This is a genomic window from Herbaspirillum sp. SJZ099 (genome assembly GCF_007828355.1).
Lineage (GTDB): Bacteria > Pseudomonadota > Gammaproteobacteria > Burkholderiales > Burkholderiaceae_D > Herbaspirillum.
Genome location: NZ_VIUO01000001.1, coordinates 1,046,319 through 1,063,274, shown reverse-complemented (window position 1 = coordinate 1,063,274; position 16,956 = coordinate 1,046,319). Strand labels below are relative to the sequence as shown.

Genomic DNA, 16,956 nt, shown 5'->3' with positions numbered 1-16,956 from the left:
GGTACGCTGACCGGGATTCAGAACACCACGCCCGAAGACAGGATGATGTTGGCGTAAGGCGTGCATTCGCCGGTGCGGATGAAGGCGCGCGCCTGGCGCGTGCGCTGCTTGAATTCTTCATGCGGCACCAGCTGCGCCCCCGGCAATCCCAATGCCCCGATCTGCGCGGCCAATGCCGGGCTGCGCTGCGCCAGCTCCTGCGCCAGCACATGCTGCTCCACCTGCAGTTCGGCCAGGATGGTCTTGAGCGTGTCCATGAAACCGGGAATGCCCGGCGTCAGCGCCAGGTCGATCACCGGCACGCCTGCCGGCGCCGGCAGGCCGGCATCGCCGATGACGAGCGTGTCGCCATGCCCCATGGATGCGATCACTTGCGAGATGGCGGCGTTGAGCAGCGGTGTTTTCTTCATGCTTTTTCCTTGGCGGTACGGCAACTTACAGGCGCACTTCGTCGCGCATCGGGATCGAGGTCTGGGCGCCGGTGCGGGTGACGCTGATGGCGGCTGCGGCCTGGCCGTAGGCGATGGCGGTGAACTCGTCGCGGCCGGCATCGAGCGCGGCGATGAAGCCGCCGATGAAGGTGTCGCCGGCGGCGGTGGTATCGACCGCCTTGACCTTCTGCGCCTCCAGATGGCGCGCGCCGGCCCGCTCGAAGTGGCCGTATACGCCCTTCTCCCCCAAAGTCACCACCACGTTGCGGGCGCCGCGCGCGCGCAGCTTCGCCGCCAGCATGGGGATGTCGTCGGATTCTTCTTCGGCCAGCATCGCCGCCTCGATCTCGTTGAGGATGAGATAGTCGATCTTCTCCAGCATCCCCGCCGGCAAGGCTTGCGCCGGCGCGGGATTGAGCACCACGGTCTTGCCCAGCGCGTGCGCCATGTCGACGGCGTGCGCGACGACCGGCATCGGCACTTCCAGTTGCAGCAGCACGATGGAGGCCGAGGCGATCAGTTCGCGCGCCCGTTCCAGCTGGGCCACATCCAGCCGGCCGTTGGCGCCGGCAGCCAGGACGATGCTGTTCTGCGCCCGGTCGTCGACCAGGATGGAGGCGATGCCGGTGGCTTCGTCGGCGATGTCGGCGATGTAGCGGTCGTCGATGCCGTTGGCGACAATCGAGGCGCGCATCTGGCGGCCGAAGGCGTCGCCGCCCAGGCAGGCGACCATGGCGACCGGCGTGCCGTGCTGGCACAGGCGCGCGCAGGCCACGGCCTGGTTGGCGCCCTTGCCGCCGGGAATGGTCATGAACTTGCCGCCGGCCAGGGTTTCGCCGGGCATGGGCATGCGCGGCACGCGCAAGACCAGGTCCATATTGATGCTGCCGATGATGACGATCATGCTCTAAGCTTTCTTCAAAAACGGGGCCGTCGAGCCCCGGATCTGCAATTGCGGCGCGACCGTTTCGCGCCGGATGGGGCGTTTCGGATCGGCAATGCGCTCCAGCAGGCATTGCGCGGTCAGGTTGCCGAGCTGGCGCGTGTTCTGCGCCACCGTGGTCAGCGGCGGATGCACGAACTGGGCCAGTTCGATATCGTCGAAGCCGACCACCGACAGCGCTTCCGGCACGGCGATGCCGAGTTCCCCGGCCGCGCGCAGCACGCCGATGGCCATCAGGTCGTTGCAGCAAAAGATGGCGTCCGGCGCCGGCTGCGCCTGCAATAGCCGCATCGCCGCGCGATAGCCGCCGATGCTGGTGAAGTCGGCATGCAGCACCGCCGCCGGCGCCAGCTGGGCGCCCTGCTGCTCGATGCTGTCGCGAAAACCGCCGACGCGTTCGTCCGACAGCGCCAGCCCGCGCGGCCCGGCAATGCAGGCCAGGCGCGGGCGCCGCAGGGCCAGCAGGTGCTGCGCCGCCAAGCGGCCGCCCTGCACGTTGTCGGTGCTGACCAGGTCGATCTGCAGTTCCTTGGGCGCACGGTCCAGCAGCACGGTGGGAATCTTCAGCCGGCCCAGCAGCGCGTGATCGGTCTGTGTCAGGGTGGCGATGATCAGGCCGTCGCAGCGCTTGGTCAGCAGCACCTGCAAGTAGTCGTTCTGCTTGTCGGGGTCGTCATCGGAATTGCACAGGATGACGCTGTAGCCGGCGCCGTAGCAGAAATCCTCGATGCCGCGCGCCAGCTCGGAGAAATACGGATTGGTGTTGTTGGGGATGATCAGCCCGATACTGCCGGTTACCTTGCTCTTGAGCGAACGCGCCAGCGCGCTGGGCACGTAGGCCAGCTCTTCGACCGCGCTGAGCACGCGCTGGCGCGCCTCGGGGCTGACCGGCCGCGTCTCGTTGAGCACATGCGAGACCGTGGTGAAGGAAACCCCGGCCAGCCGTGCGACGTCCTTGATGGTTGCCATAAAAAGTTCAGATGCCCGGCGCTTAGCGGCCGTTGCGCTCGCCGCGGCGGCGATAGGTGTCGAGGATCACCGCTGCGACGATGACTGCGCCCGTGATGATACGCTTCATCGGCTCGGAAACGCCGATCTGCGCCAACCCCGCCTCCAGCACCGAGATGATCAGCACGCCGATGAAAGTGCTGATGATGGAACCGCGCCCCCCCATCAGGCTGGTGCCGCCGATCACCACCGCCGCGATGACCTGCAGCTCCATGCCGACGCCGCCATTGGGGTCGGCCGCTTCCAGGCGCGAGACCTGGAACAGCGCGGCGATGCCGGCGAACGCGCCCATCAGGGCGAAGGCCAGCACCTTGCTGGGATTGGGATTCACGCCCGACAGCCGCACCGCCTCCTGGTTGGTGCCGATGCCGATCCAGTAACGGCCCAGCACGGTGCGGGTCAGCACCAGGTGCGCCGCTACCACGATGGCGATGGCCGACAGGAAGGCCGGCGACATGCCCAGCAGGATCGGCGAGCTGACCACGTCGACCGCGCTGCCGATGTATTCGGTGCGCGAATTGGTGACCTGGTAGGCCAGTCCGCGGGCGATTTCCAGCACGCCCAGCGAGACGATGAAGGATGGGATACGCCAGTGCACCGAGATCATCCCGGTCACCGTGCCGCAGGCCGCGGCCACCACCACGCCCAGGGACGCGGCGGCGTACAGCGGCCAACCCCAGCGCACCATGGCCATGGACAGCATCGAGGCCGCCAGCGCCATCACCGAGCCGACCGACAGGTCGATGCCGCCGATGATCAGGATGAAGGTCATGCCCACCGCCATCACCACCAGCGGCGGGATATCGTTGGACAGCGTGATGAAGGTGGCGGCGGACAGGAAGTTCTCGCTCTGGAAGGCGAACATCGCGCACATCGCCAGCAGCGCGATGACCAGCCCGGTGTAGTTCTTGAAGCCGGCCAGGGCAGTCTGGCGGCGCTTGGACGAAGTCGACATGTTTCGGTTCTCTGTGTGTTCTTTGCTGGATAAAAGCTGGCTTGCAGCCTCAGACAATGTTGTCGGCCGGCTCGGCGGCGCCGGCTTCCTGCCGGCCCACGTAGCCGCTGAAGGCCGCAGCCAGGATGCGCTCCTGCGACCAGTCGGCGCGGGCGAAGGTCTCGACGATGCGCCCGGCGCTCATGACGGCGATGCGGTCGCAAATCTGCATCAGTTCGCGCAGGTCGCTGGATACCACCAGCAAGCCCTTGCCCTGCCCTGACAGTTCCGCGAACAGCTTGTAGATATCGGCCTTGGCGCCGATGTCGATGCCGCGCGTGGGCTCGTCGAACAGCATCACCGGGCAATCGCGGTACAGCCAGCGTGCAATCACGACTTTCTGCTGGTTGCCGCCGGACAGCTCGCCGGCCGCCTGGCCGACATGGCTGGAGCGGATGCGCAGCTTGCCCACGAAATCGCGCGCGGCGCTGTCTTCGGCGTCATGGTCGAGCACGCCGGCGCGGCTGACGCGCCCCAGGTCGGCCAGCGAAGTATTGACGCTGATCGATTGCGGCAGCAGCAGGCCCTGGCCCTTGCGGTCTTCCGTGACCATGGCGATGCCGGCCCTGACCGCATGCCTGGGACTGCGCAGGTCGGCTGCGCGAGCGGCGTCGCCGATGAAGACTTCGCCGCTGTCGGCGCGGTCGGCGCCGAAGATCAGCCGCAGCAATTCGGTGCGGCCGGAGCCGATCAGGCCGGCCACGCCGAGAATTTCGCCGCTATGCAGGTCGAAGCTGGCCGGCTGCACGGCGCCGCTGCGGCCCAGCCCGCGCACCTTGAGCAGCGGCGCGCCGATGCGGCGATGTTCGGCATCGAGGTCGACCTTGGTCAATTCGCCGGCCATCATCTGCACCAGTTGTTCGGTGCTGTGGCGGGTGATGTCCTCGTCGCATACCAGGCGGCCGTCGCGCAGCACCACGATGCGGTCGGCGATGCGCTTGAGTTCTTCCAGCCGGTGCGAAATATAGATGATGGCCACGCCTTCGGCGCGCAGCTTTTCGATGCGCGAGAACAGCAGCGCCACCTCGCGGCTGGTCAGCATGGCGGTAGGTTCGTCCAGCACCAGGCAGCGGCAGCTGCCGATCAGGTTGCGCGCGATCTCCACCATCTGCTGGTGGCCCAGGCCCAGTTCGCCCACCGGCGTCCACGGGTCGAGCTCGCCCAGGCCGACCACTGCCATCTGCACTTGCGCGGCGGCGGCCAGCTTCTTGCGGTCGATCCAGCCGAAACGCTGCGGCAGCTTTTCCAGGAACAGGTTTTCGGCGATGCTGAGCGTGGGGATGAGGTTGAGCTCCTGCATCACCATGCGGATGCCCAGCGCCTCGGCCTCGGTGCGCGAGCCTGGCGCGTAGGGCTGGCCGTCCAGCGACATCCGGCCGGCGCTGGCCTCGACCAGGCCGCACACGATCTTGGACAAGGTGCTCTTGCCGGCGCCGTTTTCGCCGGTCAGCGCCAACACCTGGCCGGCGCGCAGTTGCAGCTCGATGCCTTCCAGCACCGGCGCGGCGTAGCTCTTGCCGATACCCGACAGGGTCAGCAAGGGAGAAGATTGGGATGGAGAATCGGTTGGCGACATGGGCGGCGACACTGGTTGGAACATGGCTAAGAGCCGGCGCCACAGCCCTGGGCTTGGGCGCCGGCTCTTCGCAGGTCAAGTCAAGGCAAGCTTGCTTACTTGGTGATCAGCGCAACCTTGGTCTCGACGATGCCGCCCAGGCTGCTTTGCGACTTTTTCTCGGTCACGGCCTTCAGGGCGATTTCGATGCCGTTCACAGCCTGCTGCGAGGCGAACTGGTCGACGGTCGCCAGCACGCGGCCGTCCTTGAGCATTGGCTTGATGGCGTTGATATTGTCGTAGCCCACCAGCAGCACTTTGCCGGCCTTGCCGGAAGCGCGGATCGCGGCTACCGCGCCCAGCGCCATGTTGTCGTTGCCGGCCAGGATTGCCTTGATGTCAGGATGGGCGTTGAGGATGGAAGCGGCCACCTTGTTGCCCTGGTCGATTTCCCACTGGCCCGATTGCACGGTCACGACGTTGGCGCCGGCTTCCTTCATCGCATCCTGGAAGCCCAGCGTGCGCTGCTGCGCGTTGACGGTGGTCGAGACGCCCTCGATGATGGCGACCTTGTCGCCCTTCTTCAGTTGCTTGCCGAGGTAGTCGCCGGCCAGCTTGGCGCCCTTGCGGTTGTCCGGCCCGACGAAGGGCACGCTGATGCCCTTCTCCTTGAGCGCCGCGTCATCGAGCTTGTTGTCGATGTTGACCACGATGATGCCGGCGTCGATCGCCTTCTTCACCACCGGCACCAGGGCCTTGGAGTCGGCCGGCGCAATCACCAGCGCGTTGACCTTGGAGACGATCATCTGTTCGACGATCTTGATCTGGTTGGCGGTGTCCTGCTCGTCCTTGATGCCGTTGGCGATCAGGTCGTACTGGCTGGCGTGCGCCTTCTGGTGTTCGCGCGCGCCGTTTTCCATGTTCAGGAAGAATTCATTGGCCAGCGATTTCATCACCAGCGCAACCTTGGGCTTGGCCGGCGTCTGCGCCATGACGGAGGCGGGCAGCACCGAGCAGGCGAGCAATGCGGCGAGCGCGAATTGGCGGCGGGTCAGGTTTTTCATGTATGTCTCCATATTCTGGTGTTATCGGCTTTTCAACGAAGTTGAGTACCGTTAATGGTTGCGCAAACGTTTGCGCGCAACAGAGGATAGCACCGAAAAATATCGTCGGACAAGCTGCACCTGCACATTTCCTGCCTGCCACATCCCGGGGGTATAGCCGTTCCTGCGGTTTCTCCGCATCGCCCGGCACGAATCGCCCACAAAAAAAGGCTTCCCTCAGGAAGCCTTTTGGTTGATGCGCCCGCGGGCAGATCGCTCACGCAATCAACTGCCCTTGCGATCCTTGAATGCCGGCACGAACATCTCGTTCCATACCGCCGGCTTGGTCTTGATGGTGCCGGCTTTGCTCATGAACAGCACGTATTGCATGATGTCCACCGGCGTGGTCAAGAACTCGGTGCCGGGGTCGGCCAGCATCTGTTCCACTTCCTCCTGCGGCAGCTTCATCTTGGATACGCGCAGGAAGGTCTCGGCGGCGCCCTTGCGGTTCTTGGCGATATAGGCGTTGGCTTCTTCCTGCGCGGCCATGAAGGCTTGCGTCAGCTTGGGGTTCTTCTCGGTGAAAGACTTCAGCGCAAACACCACGTCCATGGTGATGTGGCCCAGCACGTCGGAGGTGTTGAGCACGCGGCTGATGCGCGGGTCCTTGGCTTCCTGGTAGGAGAATGGCGGCGAGGTGAAGTGCGCGGTGATCTCGGTCTTGCCCGACAGCAGCGAACCCATCGCCTCCGGGTGCGACAGGCCGACCGTCAGCGGGTCGAGCTTGGCGTAGTTCTCGCTGCCAAAGGTCTTGGCCACGGCCATCTGCAGCAGCACTGCCGACAGCGAGGTCTTGATGCCGGGGATGGCGATCTTGTCCTTGGGCGTGAAATCCTTCAGCGACTTGACGTTGGGGTTATTGGTGTTGAGCCACAGCGGCGAAGTCGACAACGCGCCCAGGCCCACCACTTCCGAACGCGGGATGCCGCGCGCCTTGGACCACAGCGTCACGAAACCGGGCGCGCCGGTGCCGGCGATGTCGAGATTGCCGGCCAGCATGGCGTCGTTGATCACGTTGCCGCCGTCAAGCAGCACCCACTTGGTCTTGACGTCGCCCAGGCCGAGCGCCTTGGCGTGCTTCTCGACCAGGCCCTGGTCGCGGATCACCATCAGCGGCAGGTACAGCAGGCCGTAGCCGTGGGAAATGCGCACCTCGGGCGCTTCGGCGCGGGCGGTGCCGGTCACGGCGGCGGCCGACAGCGCCAGCGTGGCGGCGATCATCATGCTTGAAAAAGTGCGACGTTTCATTCTTGTCTCCTTGGGTCGTCAGTTTATCGGTATTGCGGCTGCCTGCGCCGGCCGCTTAGTGGGCCATGCCCCAGCGGCGGATGGTGCGTTTTTCGATCTGGGCGAAGATCAGGTTCTCCACCACCAGGCCGATGATGATCACGAAGAACAGGCCCGAGAACACGTTGGCGGTTTCCAGCTGGTTACGGTTTTCAAAAATGTACCAGCCCAGGCCGCCGGTTCCGGAAGACACGCCAAATACCAGTTCGGCGGCGATCAGCGTGCGCCAGGCGAAGGCCCAGCCGACCTTCAAGCCGGTCAGGATGCTCGGGAAGGCGGCCGGGATCAGGATCGACTTCACCAGCGAGAAACGGCGCAGGCCATAGTTCTGCCCCACCATGCGCAGGGTGTTGGACACCGCGCGGAAACCGCCGTGGGTATTCAGCGCCACGGCCCACAGCACAGAATGCACCAGCACGAAGATGATGCTGCCGGTGCCCAGGCCGAACCAGATCAGCGCCAGCGGCAGCAAGGCGATCGCCGGCAGCGGATTGAACATGGAGGTCAGCGTTTCCAGCAAGTCGTTGCCGATGCGGGAGCTGATGGCCAGCGTGGTCAGCAAGCCCGCCAGCAGGATGCCCAGGCCGTATCCGACCAGCAGCGTCTGCAGCGACACCGCGGCGCGCTCCAGCAGCACGCCGCTGGCGATGCCGTGCAGGAAAGCCTCCAGCGTCTGGCTAAAGCTGGGAAACAGCAATGCGTTGTCCAGCCAGCGGCCGTAGATTTCCCAGATCGCCGCCAGCACCAGCAGGATCGCCGTCTTGCGCAGCCAGCCCAGGCGATAGAGCGATTCAAAGGCCGATAATGGGCGCTGCACTTCAGCGCTGGCGTTGCGGTTGGGTTCCACCACGATTTCCGGGCGGACGAAGGGCAAGGTATTGTTGTTCATGCGTGTCTCCTGGTTGTCGCCTGTTGATTGACCGCTGGTCAGTGATGGGCGAACAACATGTCGTTGATGCGGGTTTCGAGCTCGGCCTGGGCCGCGGTGCCCATCTGTTGCGGATCGATGCTGTTCAATTCGGCGCGCACCTGGCCGGGATGCGGCGTGAGCAGCAGGATGCGGGTGCCGATGCGGATCGCCTCTTCGATCGAGTGCGTCACGAACAGCACGGTGAAGCGGGTGTCGTCCCACAGGCGCAACAGCTCGTCCTGCATCTTGCGGCGGGTGAGCGCGTCCAGCGCGGCGAACGGTTCGTCCATTAGCAGCACGTCCGGCTCCATGGCCATGCCGCGCGCGATCGAGACGCGCTGCTTCATGCCGCCCGAGAGCATGTGCGGGTAACTGTCGATGAACTTGGCCAGGCCGACCTTCCCGATGTAGTACGCCGCGCGCTCGGCGGCTTCCTTGCCGTGCAGGCGACCGCTGGCGTTGAGTGCGAATTCGACGTTCTGGCGCACGGTCTTCCAGGGCAGCAACTGGTCGAACTCCTGGAATACCATCATGCGGTCCGGGCCGGGTTCGTGCACCTCGCGCCCTTTCAGGCGGATCGCGCCCGAGGTCGGCTGCAGGTAGCCGCCGATGGCCTTCAACAACGTCGACTTGCCGCAGCCCGAGGGGCCGAGCAGGATGTAGCGGTCGGATGGATGGACGTTGAAGCTGACCTGCTGGGTCGCGGTCACCAGCGAATCGCTGGTCTTGTATTGCAGGGTGACGTTGTCGATTTCCAGCAGCGGACGGGACGGATCGATAGCCGGCGCGCCATGGGCAGGATTGCTCATGCAGGTCTCCAGTTTGTTTTAATGATTGGGACGGATGCTAGGGCGCGAAGCTGTAACGAATCTGACTAAATCCTGACGCCCGGATTTTTTTGCGCTGACGAGCATACAATTCAGCCTGCCCAAGCCGCGCCCACGAATGCGGCATCGCAACAAGACCGGAGATCCCATGCGCATCCTGCTAGTTGAAGACACCTCCGACGTGGCCGAAGCCATCGTCTCCCACCTCGCGCGCATCGGCCATACCGTGGAGTGGGAAAGCAACGGCGCCGCCGCCGGCCGCCGCATGGCCGACTCCTACGACCTGGTGATCCTGGATGTGATGCTGCCGCAGCAGGACGGCTTCTCCCTGCTGGAGCAATTGCGCGGGCGCGGCCAGAAAACGCCGGTGCTGATGCTGACCGCCTGCGCCGAAATCGAGGAGCGCGTGCGCGCGCTCGACCTGGGCGCCGACGACTACCTGATCAAGCCCTTCGACTTCCGCGAACTGGACGCGCGCATCCGCGTGCTGCTGCGCCGCAGCGGCGGCGAATCGACCAATCTGATCCATTGCGCCAACGTCAGCATCGACCGCAAGAGCCGCAGCGCCACGCTGGACGGCGCACCGATCGAGCTGACCCGGCGCGAGGTGACGCTGCTGGAGATCATCGCCGCCCGCCCGGGACGCATCTTCAACAAGGACGAACTGATGGACCGCCTGTTCACGCTGGACGATACCCCCAACGCCAATACCGTCGAACAATACGTCGCCCGCCTGCGCAAGAAGCTGGCCGGCGCCGCCTTCGAGATCCGCACCCTGCGCGGCCTGGGCTACCAGTTGGTGCTGCATGCGCCGCAGGCCCCGGCCGACGACGGCGCGCTCCACTGATGCTGCCGCGCACCCAGCACGTCGTCGCCGGACGCTCGCTCTATACCCGGCTGGTCACCCGCATGGGCGCGGTGCTCACCGTCAGCGCCGCCGCCCTGCTGATCGCCATCTGGATCTCCACCCAACTGGCCGCCAACCAGGCCTACGACCGCATCCTTACCGGCAGCGCGCTGCAGATCGCGGAAAATACCTGGTACGAGAACGGCGCCGTCAACATCGACGTGCCGCTGGCCGCGCTGTCGATGCTGGGCACCGGCGATCATGCGATCTACGTCGTGCTCGATCCGCAAGGCCGGGTGATCGCCGGCGACGGCGAATTCCGCCCCGATATCCCGTGGGACAAACTGGAGCAAGGCCCGCTGCTGCGCGACGGCGAATACCTCGGCACGCCGGTGCGCATGGCCATCATCGGCCGTCGCATGCCGGTCGACGGCCCGCATCCGTGGGCGGTGATCGTGCTGGCGCAGACCAACAATGCCCGCATGTCGTTCGCGCACAGCCTGGGCAGCAAGGCGCTGATGGTGATCATCGCCATGAGCGTGCTGACGCTGGTGGCGGCCATGTTCACCCTGTACCAGGCGCTGGCGCCCTTGAAACGCATCGAGGCCGCCATCCGCGAACGCGACCTCAACGACCTCTCGCCGCTGAACCTGACCGTGCCGGCCGAGACCCACGCGCTGGTTTCGGCCATCAACGCCTTCATGCAGCGCCTGGCGATACACCGCGCCACCATGCGGCGCGTGATCGGCGACGCCGCCCACCAGCTGCGCACGCCGGTCACGGCCCTGGTCTCGCAAATGGAATTGCTGGACACCGAGGCCAGCGAGGAAAAGCGCCAGCGCCATCTGGACCAGTTGCGCGAGCGCACCCGCAACCTGGGTGCGCTGGTGAACCAGCTGATCAACCACGCGATGGTGCAGCACCGCAGCGACATCAGCCTGCAGCAGCGCATCGACCTCGGCGAGCTGGTGCGCTCGCAGATGACCGATGTGCTGTCCAACCGCGAACGCACGCCCGACCTGGCGCTGGACATGCCGGAGGCGCCCTGCTTCATCCGCGGCGACGCCATCAGCCTGGGCGAGGCCATCAAGAACATCCTCAACAATGCGCTGCAATACGGCTCCCCCGGCCTGCTGCATGTGCGGCTCGATACGGAGGAGGTGCGCAATGAAGCGCGTTATGTACTGCGTTTCATCGATGACGGCCCCGGCATCCCCGCCGCCGACTGGGAGCGGCTGCGCAAGCCCTTTTCGCCGCGCGGCGAAGGCCGCATGGGCGCCAGCCTGGGCTTGTCGATCGTGGAAGAAGTGATGCGCGCGCATGCCGGCGGCATGCGTTTCGAACATACGGCGCAAGGCCATTTTTCGGTGGCGCTGGACTTTCCGGCATGGCAGGCACCGGCCGAAGAGCCGGCCTGAACAGACTCTTTACTTGCCGCCCAGCTCGCGCCGCATCGCCGTATAGTCGAACTCGCGCTCCCATGCCGCGATTACCACGCAGGCCAGGCAATTGCCGACCACATTGGTCAGCGAACGGCACTTCATGAGCCGCTCCACGCCCAGCAACAGCACAATCCCGCCCACCGGCACCATCTGCAGCGCGGCCAGCGTCGCCGCCAGCGCAATGAAGCCGGAACCGGCCACGCTGGTGGCGCCCTTGGAGGTCAGCATGGCGATCGCCAGCAGCGTCAGCAACTGCCATGCGCCCAGGTGCACGCCCGAGGCCTGCGCCAGGAACAGGGTCGCCATCGCCAGGTAGAGATTGGTGCCGGAAAGGTTGAAGCTGTAGCCGGCCGGCAGCACCAGGCGCACCACATTGCGCGAGCAGCCGATCTTTTCCATCTTCTCGATCAGCCCCGGCAACGCCGCCACCGAGGAAGCGGTGAAGATCACCAGCAGCAGCTCGTCGCGCACATAGGCGATCACCCGGAACAGGTTCACGCCGACCGCGCGCGCCACCAGCGCCATCACCGCCGCGACGAAGACAATGCTGGCCAGGTAGATGGCGCCGACGAAGCGCAGCAACGGCAGCATCGAGCCCAGGCCATAACGGCCGATGGTAAAGGCCATGGCGCCGAAAGCCGCCAGCGGCGCCAGCCTCAGGATCAGGCTGACCATCCCGAACAGCACCCCGAGGATGGCGTCGATGAAGTCGCGCAGTTGCGCCATGCGGGGATTGGCCGCCGACAGGCGCCCCAGCGCGACGCCGAAGAACACCGCCAGCTGCAGGATCTGCAGGCTGTTGTTGTGCACGAAGGCGCCGGCGAAACTATCGGGAATCAGCCCCAGGGCGAACCGGTCGAAGCGGAAGTCTTCGGCCCGGCGTATGTAGCCCGACACCATCTGGGCGCCGCCGCCCGCCGCCTCCGCCGCCGTGGCCGACAAATCGAGGTGAAAGCCGCTGCCCGGCTGCAGCAGCACCGCGGCGGCAATGCCGAGCGCAAGCGAAAGCAAGGTCATTGCCTCGAAATACAGCACCGCCTTGCCGCCGACCCTGGCGGTCCGGGCCTGCCCCTGCATGCCGGCAATGCCCGACACTACCAGCGCGAACATGATCACGCCGATCAGCATGCCGATCAGCTTGACGAACCCATCGCTCAACGGCTTCATCTGCACCGCCAGGTCGGGCTGCCATTGGCCCAGGGCGATGCCGGCGACAATCGCCGCCGCCATCTGGACCAAGCCGTTCCTCAATATCTTCCCCGCCATCGATGCTGGACGCCGTCGAAACGGCGCTGTCTCCCTCTTGTTGTGTTGCGTGGGTGTTGCGTGTTGTGTGTCTTGTGTCTTGTTTTTTCCGGCCATCCTGGCGATGGCCCGCAGCACGGAGTTTACCGGCCAAGCTTGCCGCGCACGCTAAGGGATATCCGTCATTGCCGGCGGCGCACAGTGCGGATGGGATCTGTAAAATATATCGAAAATAATATTTTCAGATAAACAAAATATGGAGACAGAATGGAATTGCGCCATCTCCGCTATTTCCTCGTGGTCGCCGAAGAACAGCACTTTACCCGCGCCGCCGAACGGCTGGGCATGCAACAGCCGCCGCTGAGCCACCAGATCCGCCTGCTGGAACAGGAGCTGGGCTTCGAGCTGTTGCGCCGCCATCCCAAGGGCGCCGACCTGACCGCCGGCGGGCGGGTCTTCCTGGAAGAAGCCAAGGCCATCCTGCATAGCGTGGAATTGGCCTCGCAAAAGGCCGCGCGCGCCGCGCAAGGCTTTGCCGGCACCCTCGCCATCGGCTTCACCAGCTCGGCGGCGGCGCATCCCCTGATCCCCGGCATCATCCGCGCCTACCGCGAAGCCTATCCCGGCGTGCATATGGCGCTGACCGAAGCCAATGCAGCGGAACTGACCGAAGACATCATGCACGGCAAGGTCGATATCGGCTTCCTGCGCCAGCCCGTGGCCCGGCCGCAAGGCATCGCCTTCCACGAATTGCTGGAAGAGGAAATGCTGCTGATCCTGCCCGCCGGCCACCCGCTGCTGGCGGGCCGGCGCGACGCGCCGGCGGCCGATGACAACCTGCCCTCGATCCCGTTGAACGCGCTGGCTGCGGAGGAATTCATCCTGGTGCGCCGCCACGGTGCGCCGGGCATGTATTCCAATCTGATCGCAGCCTGCGAAAACGCCGGCTTCACCCCGAAGATCGCGCTGGAAATCGATCGCATGCTGACCAACATCAGCCTGGTGGCCGCGGGCGTGGGCGTGTCGGTGGTGCCTGCATCGATGAAGAGCTTTCACCGCGAGAGCGTGGTGTATTGCCGGGTAAAAGACGCCAGGCCGGCGCTGCTGGCGCCGATCAACCTTGTGTGCCGCGGCGAGGCGGGCGAGCCGACGCAGCAGAACTTCCTCAAACTGGCGCGGGAATTCGCCGGACGTTGAAGGCGGCGTGCTTGGCCTCCCTCCCGCGTCGCCGACAACTTACTTCCACTCCAGGATCGCATTGCCGCGATCGAGCCAATGCACCTTGATGCCGCCCGGCGCCACCTTGCGCCCGGCGCAGGCGCTGGCCGCAAGGCTGAACGGCGCATCGTAGAAACGGCCGCCGGCCGATGAGCGCATGGCGGTCTGCGGCGCGTTCCTGGCGATCCAGTCCGCCGCATTGGTGCGCAGGAAAATCATGCAGGCGCTGCCGCTGGCCTGTGCCACCTGGCACGCGCAGCTGTTGCCGGAAGTGGTGATCGGCTCGCTCGGCTGCTGGCTGCGGTTCAGCGGATCGGGCACCGGGATCGGTACCGGGACAGGAACGGCCTGATGATGCGTGCCATAGCTGCCGCCCAGGTCGCGGGTGGTCACCTGGGCCGATGCCGGTCCCGCGCAAGCCAGCGCCAGCGCAATGGCAGCACCGCGCAGGAATACGGCATGGATGGCATTGGCGTTCATCGTGGTCCCCCTCGGTTTGACAAGATAATCAGGCGCGCGCCTTCAAGCGCCACAAGGTAGTGGTTTCCTTGCTGCGCGCCGCGTACAGCGGATCGTCGCGGTCGGCGGCCTTGCCGTGGCGCGGCTTGGTGTCGATGCGGCCGGCCACTTCCAGGCCGGCGGCGGCGATCGCTTCGGCCAGCATGCCGGGGGCGCGCAAGCCCAGGTGTTCGGCAAAATCGGACATGATCAGCCAGCCTTCGCCGCCCGGCTCCAGGTGCCGGGCCAGGCCGTTGAGGAAGCCCAGCAGCATGCTGCTGTCCGGATCGTAGACGGCGTGCTCGATGGGCGAACTGGGGCGCGCCGGCAGCCAGGGCGGATTGCAGACGATCAGCGGCGCGCGGCCTTCCGGAAACAGGTCGGCCTTGTGCAATTGCACCTGCGCCAGCAAACCCAGGCGGTTCAGGTTTTCGCGCGCGCATGCCAAGGCGCGCTCATCCATGTCGGTCGCTACCACCTTGCGCACGCCGCGCCGGGCCAGCACTGCCGACAAGACCCCGCTGCCCACGCCGACATCGAACGCCAGCGCGGTCGATGGCAGCGGCGCCTGCGCCACCAGGTCGACGTATTCCCCGCGCACCGGCGAGAACACGCCGTAGTAAGGATGGATGCGGGCGCCCAATGACGCGATCTCAACCCCCTTCTTGCGCCACTCATGGGCGCCGATCAGGCCCTGCAGTTCGCGCAGCGAGGCGGCGAACGGCTGCGCGCCCAATTGCGGCCCATAGGCTTCTGCGCAGGCATCGCGCACATCTGGCGCGCGCCGCAGCGGGATGCTGAAACCGGGATCGAAGGGAATCAGCAGCATGCCCAGGATGCGCGCGCGCTGCGCCTGCATCTGCCGCTGGTGGTGGAATGCCTGTGCCGGCTGCGCTGCGGTGGCCTTGTCGGCTGCCTTGGCATCGGCCCGCTCGCGTGCGCGGTCGACGCGGCGGCCCAGGGCTTGCAGCAACAGGCGCGCGTTCTGGAAGTCGCCGCGCCACAACAGGCCGGTGCCTTCGCAAGCCAACTTGTAGGCGGTGTCGGCCGGGATCTGGTCATCCGCCTCCACCACGCGTTTGGGCGGGCCGTTGCCGGCTTCCGAGTGCCAGGGCAGCGTGTGCTGCGCGCCGTCGGCCTGCCATGCGATGTGGGGAGCTAAATTTTGGGATAAGGTCATTAATTGGCAATAAGAATGGCGGCGCCATGGGGGCTCCGCCGGAAACAGCCGCCAGTGTAGCAAGCGTACTGCCGCAGCGCTTGGGGAACTTGCCTTTTCAGGCGGCAACCAACCAATCGACGGCATTTGATGCCGGGCAAACTCCCGACAGCTTTTTTCGCCGGCACTGCCACATTCTGGCTATGATGGGGAACGGCCAACAACCGAAGGAGAAAAGATGAGCGACACGCAAACGGATACGCCGGACTTCGATCACCAGCGCTTGCTGCAGATGGTGAACGAATTTGAACTGGAATTGCAGAAACAGCCCCCCGGCAGCCTTGACGCGCAACAACTGAGCGCAGACATCGCCCGCCTGAAGGAGCACTTGTCGGCGCCGCAACCGCACACCGGCTCGGTGCGCGACTCCTGGCAGTCGCTGCGCCGGGCCGCCGACAGCGTGGAAAACGCGGTATTGAAAGACAGCCCCTACATTGCCGAGATGGGCCGCATCATCGGTTTGATGTAGCGCCTCCTTCCAATGAAAAACCGCCTGCCGCATCGACTGCGGCAGGCGGTTTTCTTTTTCATGCAGCCGATCTGCTCAATGCGCCGGCAGCGGAATCCATTCGGTCTCGCCGGGGATGTCCGGGAACACGCTCTTGTCGCGCGCATTCCAGGCGGTTTTGGCGGCTTCGATCTTGTCTTTCGACGTGGAAACGAAATTCCACCACACGAAACGCGGGCCATCCAGCGGCTCGCCGCCCAGCAGCATGAAGACGGCATCACCGCCGGCCTTGAGCGCGACCGCGGCGCCCGGCTCCAGGATGGCCAGCGTGCCGGCCTCCAGGGACTCGCCATCCAGCGACACATCGCCCTTGACGACATAGACGGCGCGCTCGGCAACCTCGGCCGCAATCTCCAACTGCGCGCCCTTCTCCACGCTGCCGGCCACGTACAGCGTCGGGCTGGCGGTCGCCACCGGCGAAGTAACGCCGAAGGCCGAGCCGGCCAGCACATGCAGCCTGGCGCCGCCGACTTCGGCCACCGGCATATCTTCGGAAGCATAGTGGCGGAACAACGGCGCGCTGTCTTCCTGGTCGGCCGGCAGGGCCACCCACATCTGCAAGCCATGCACCGGCACCTTCTGCTCGCGGATATCGTCGGGCACACGCTCGGAATGGACGATGCCGCGCCCGGAAGCCATCCAGTTCACCGCGCCCGGCGTGATGCGCTGGACCACGCCCAGGCTGTCGCGGTGCATCATGGCGCCGGAGAACAGGTAGGTCACGGTGGCCAGGCCGATGTGCGGGTGCGGGCGGACATCGCCTTCGGTGGTGCCGGCGTCGAATTCGACCGGCCCCATGTGATCGAAGAACACGAATGGGCCGACGGTACGGGCGGCGGCCGACGGCAGCAGGCGGCGTACAGGAAAGCCGATGTCGCGGGTCAGGCCGTGGATCTTGTGGCGGATGTTGCTCATGCAGTA

General features: G+C 65.6%; 17 protein-coding genes. 4 read left to right on the top strand and 13 right to left on the bottom strand.

The window, feature by feature from the left end:
• Positions 1-17 precede the first annotated feature (17 nt).
• The 9 genes from rbsD to FB597_RS04530 form a co-directional block, all read right to left on the bottom strand.
• Entirely contained in the window at positions 18-410 is a 393-nt protein-coding gene (gene rbsD / locus FB597_RS04570) for a D-ribose pyranase (RefSeq protein ID WP_141916867.1), read from the bottom strand.
• Between the two features lie 25 nt (positions 411-435).
• Complete coding sequence (gene rbsK / locus FB597_RS04565; RefSeq protein WP_141916863.1) at positions 436-1,335, bottom strand: ribokinase; 900 nt, start codon at positions 1,333-1,335, stop codon at positions 436-438.
• Between the two features lie 3 nt (positions 1,336-1,338).
• Positions 1,339-2,343, bottom strand: a complete 1,005-nt coding sequence (locus FB597_RS04560) for a LacI family DNA-binding transcriptional regulator (protein ID WP_141916859.1) — start codon at positions 2,341-2,343, stop codon at positions 1,339-1,341.
• A 22-nt stretch (positions 2,344-2,365) separates the two neighbouring features.
• Positions 2,366-3,337, bottom strand: coding sequence for an ABC transporter permease (locus tag FB597_RS04555; protein WP_141916857.1), 972 nt, complete (start codon positions 3,335-3,337; stop codon positions 2,366-2,368).
• Positions 3,338-3,386: 49 nt separating this feature from the next.
• Positions 3,387-4,952 carry a sugar ABC transporter ATP-binding protein gene (locus FB597_RS04550; RefSeq protein WP_141916854.1) on the bottom strand — a complete coding sequence of 522 codons (1,566 nt, stop codon included), beginning with the start codon at positions 4,950-4,952 and terminating at the stop codon, positions 3,387-3,389.
• Between the two features lie 95 nt (positions 4,953-5,047).
• Positions 5,048-5,995, bottom strand: coding sequence for a sugar ABC transporter substrate-binding protein (locus FB597_RS04545; protein WP_141916851.1), 948 nt, complete (start codon positions 5,993-5,995; stop codon positions 5,048-5,050).
• Positions 5,996-6,259: 264 nt separating this feature from the next.
• A complete protein-coding gene (locus FB597_RS04540) occupies positions 6,260-7,282 on the bottom strand; it encodes an ABC transporter substrate-binding protein (protein ID WP_141916848.1) in 1,023 nt (340 codons plus the stop codon).
• A gap of 55 nt (positions 7,283-7,337) precedes the next feature.
• Positions 7,338-8,210, bottom strand: a complete 873-nt coding sequence (locus tag FB597_RS04535) for an ABC transporter permease (RefSeq protein WP_141916844.1) — start codon at positions 8,208-8,210, stop codon at positions 7,338-7,340.
• Positions 8,211-8,248: 38 nt separating this feature from the next.
• On the bottom strand, positions 8,249-9,040 hold the full coding sequence (locus FB597_RS04530) for an ABC transporter ATP-binding protein (protein WP_141916841.1): 792 nt from the start codon (positions 9,038-9,040) through the stop codon (positions 8,249-8,251).
• Between the two features lie 166 nt (positions 9,041-9,206).
• Here FB597_RS04530 and FB597_RS04525 point away from each other — a divergent pair, with 166 nt between their 5' ends.
• Complete coding sequence (locus tag FB597_RS04525) at positions 9,207-9,905, top strand: response regulator transcription factor (RefSeq protein ID WP_141916838.1); 699 nt, start codon at positions 9,207-9,209, stop codon at positions 9,903-9,905.
• Positions 9,905-11,323, top strand: coding sequence for a sensor histidine kinase (locus tag FB597_RS04520; protein WP_141916836.1), 1,419 nt, complete (start codon positions 9,905-9,907; stop codon positions 11,321-11,323). The genes FB597_RS04525 and FB597_RS04520 overlap by 1 nt, the downstream gene beginning before the upstream one ends.
• A 9-nt stretch (positions 11,324-11,332) precedes the next feature.
• Here FB597_RS04520 and FB597_RS04515 read toward each other — a convergent pair whose 3' ends face one another.
• Positions 11,333-12,577 carry a cation:dicarboxylate symporter family transporter gene (locus FB597_RS04515; RefSeq protein WP_144768402.1) on the bottom strand — a complete coding sequence of 415 codons (1,245 nt, stop codon included), beginning with the start codon at positions 12,575-12,577 and terminating at the stop codon, positions 11,333-11,335.
• Positions 12,578-12,859: 282 nt separating this feature from the next.
• Here FB597_RS04515 and FB597_RS04510 point away from each other — a divergent pair, with 282 nt between their 5' ends.
• Positions 12,860-13,789, top strand: a complete 930-nt coding sequence (locus FB597_RS04510) for a LysR substrate-binding domain-containing protein (RefSeq protein ID WP_141916831.1) — start codon at positions 12,860-12,862, stop codon at positions 13,787-13,789.
• Between the two features lie 39 nt (positions 13,790-13,828).
• On the opposite strand, the gene FB597_RS04505 is transcribed toward FB597_RS04510, so the two are convergent.
• On the bottom strand, positions 13,829-14,290 hold the full coding sequence (locus FB597_RS04505; RefSeq protein ID WP_255464057.1) for a hypothetical protein: 462 nt from the start codon (positions 14,288-14,290) through the stop codon (positions 13,829-13,831).
• A 28-nt stretch (positions 14,291-14,318) separates the two neighbouring features.
• On the bottom strand, positions 14,319-15,488 hold the full coding sequence (locus tag FB597_RS04500; protein ID WP_141916827.1) for a class I SAM-dependent methyltransferase: 1,170 nt from the start codon (positions 15,486-15,488) through the stop codon (positions 14,319-14,321).
• A gap of 217 nt (positions 15,489-15,705) precedes the next feature.
• Between FB597_RS04500 and FB597_RS04495 the strand changes: the two genes are divergently transcribed.
• Complete coding sequence (locus FB597_RS04495; RefSeq protein WP_141916824.1) at positions 15,706-15,996, top strand: hypothetical protein; 291 nt, start codon at positions 15,706-15,708, stop codon at positions 15,994-15,996.
• A 75-nt stretch (positions 15,997-16,071) separates the two neighbouring features.
• On the opposite strand, the gene FB597_RS04490 is transcribed toward FB597_RS04495, so the two are convergent.
• Complete coding sequence (locus tag FB597_RS04490; RefSeq protein ID WP_141916821.1) at positions 16,072-16,950, bottom strand: pirin family protein; 879 nt, start codon at positions 16,948-16,950, stop codon at positions 16,072-16,074.
• Between the last annotated feature and the right edge of the window lie 6 nt (positions 16,951-16,956).

Coding starts and splice junctions, on each gene's coding strand:
- rbsD (WP_141916867.1), bottom strand. CDS start 410: ATGAAGAAAACACCGCTGCTCAACGCCGCCATCTCGCAAGTGATCGCA.
- rbsK (WP_141916863.1), bottom strand. CDS start 1,335: ATGATCGTCATCATCGGCAGCATCAATATGGACCTGGTCTTGCGCGTG.
- FB597_RS04560 (WP_141916859.1), bottom strand. CDS start 2,343: ATGGCAACCATCAAGGACGTCGCACGGCTGGCCGGGGTTTCCTTCACC.
- FB597_RS04555 (WP_141916857.1), bottom strand. CDS start 3,337: ATGTCGACTTCGTCCAAGCGCCGCCAGACTGCCCTGGCCGGCTTCAAG.
- FB597_RS04550 (WP_141916854.1), bottom strand. CDS start 4,952: ATGTCGCCAACCGATTCTCCATCCCAATCTTCTCCCTTGCTGACCCTG.
- FB597_RS04545 (WP_141916851.1), bottom strand. CDS start 5,995: ATGAAAAACCTGACCCGCCGCCAATTCGCGCTCGCCGCATTGCTCGCC.
- FB597_RS04540 (WP_141916848.1), bottom strand. CDS start 7,282: ATGAAACGTCGCACTTTTTCAAGCATGATGATCGCCGCCACGCTGGCG.
- FB597_RS04535 (WP_141916844.1), bottom strand. CDS start 8,210: ATGAACAACAATACCTTGCCCTTCGTCCGCCCGGAAATCGTGGTGGAA.
- FB597_RS04530 (WP_141916841.1), bottom strand. CDS start 9,040: ATGAGCAATCCTGCCCATGGCGCGCCGGCTATCGATCCGTCCCGTCCG.
- FB597_RS04525 (WP_141916838.1), top strand. CDS start 9,207: ATGCGCATCCTGCTAGTTGAAGACACCTCCGACGTGGCCGAAGCCATC.
- FB597_RS04520 (WP_141916836.1), top strand. CDS start 9,905: ATGCTGCCGCGCACCCAGCACGTCGTCGCCGGACGCTCGCTCTATACC.
- FB597_RS04515 (WP_144768402.1), bottom strand. CDS start 12,577: ATGGCGGCGGCGATTGTCGCCGGCATCGCCCTGGGCCAATGGCAGCCC.
- FB597_RS04510 (WP_141916831.1), top strand. CDS start 12,860: ATGGAATTGCGCCATCTCCGCTATTTCCTCGTGGTCGCCGAAGAACAG.
- FB597_RS04505 (WP_255464057.1), bottom strand. CDS start 14,290: ATGAACGCCAATGCCATCCATGCCGTATTCCTGCGCGGTGCTGCCATT.
- FB597_RS04500 (WP_141916827.1), bottom strand. CDS start 15,488: ATGACCTTATCCCAAAATTTAGCTCCCCACATCGCATGGCAGGCCGAC.
- FB597_RS04495 (WP_141916824.1), top strand. CDS start 15,706: ATGAGCGACACGCAAACGGATACGCCGGACTTCGATCACCAGCGCTTG.
- FB597_RS04490 (WP_141916821.1), bottom strand. CDS start 16,950: ATGAGCAACATCCGCCACAAGATCCACGGCCTGACCCGCGACATCGGC.